This is a genomic window from Sagittula salina (assembly GCF_017813235.1).
GTDB classification, from domain to species: domain Bacteria; phylum Pseudomonadota; class Alphaproteobacteria; order Rhodobacterales; family Rhodobacteraceae; genus Sagittula; species Sagittula salina.
Genome location: NZ_JAGISH010000039.1, coordinates 1 through 792, shown reverse-complemented (window position 1 = coordinate 792; position 792 = coordinate 1). Strand labels below are relative to the sequence as shown.

Annotated in this window: 1 pseudogene; it reads right to left on the bottom strand. The window is 66.3% G+C overall.

The features are described from left to right. Positions 1-741: pseudogene (locus J5474_RS22470) on the bottom strand (IS3 family transposase); the annotation flags it as partial. Between the last annotated feature and the right edge of the window lie 51 nt (positions 742-792).

The window sequence follows — 792 nt, the reverse complement described above, 5'->3', positions numbered from 1 at the left end:
CGGTCTTGAACAGGCCGATAATCGTTTCGGCCAGTGCGTTGTCATAGGAGTCCCCCACGCTGCCGACCGATGGCTCCAGTCCGGCCTCGCCCCGGCGCTCGGTATAGCGAATGGACAGGTATTGCCCGCCGCGGTCGGAATGATGGGTCAGGCCCTTCCCGGGTCGGCGTTCGCACAGGGCCTGTTCGAGGGCATCGAGGACGAACTGTGTCTGCTGCGACCGGGGTGCCCGCCAGCCCGCGATCCTGTTGGCGACGGTGTCGATCACGAACGCGACATGGACGAAGCCCTGCCAGGCGGAGACATCGGTGAAATCGCTGACCCGCAGGCGGTTCGGTGCAGGCGCTTGGAACTGCCGGTTCCCCTTGTCCAGCGGGCAGGGCAGGGCCGGATCCGGGATCGTCGTCTTCCTGGCCTTTCCCCGGACAACGCCCCGGATGCCAGGCCGTCTCATCAGGCGTTCCACCGTGCAGCGAGCGACGTCGAAGCCTTCCGCACCTCGCGCTCCAACTCCTTGATGCGCGCGCGCTCGTCGCTGCTCACGCCATCGCGCAGGCCGCGGTCGACCTCGGACTGCGCCACCCATCGGCGAAACGATTCCCGGCTGCACCCGATCTTGGGAGCAATCGCCCGGATTGCGGCCGACCGGTCGCTGAAGTTGCCTTCATTCTCCAGCACCATCCGAACCGCGCGCTCGCGGGTCTCAGGCGTATGGCGGTTCGCTCTGGTGTCTCGTCCCATAGGCTCCATCCATACTCACTTCGGAGCCTCCGGTGAAACCGGAGCGGTTCA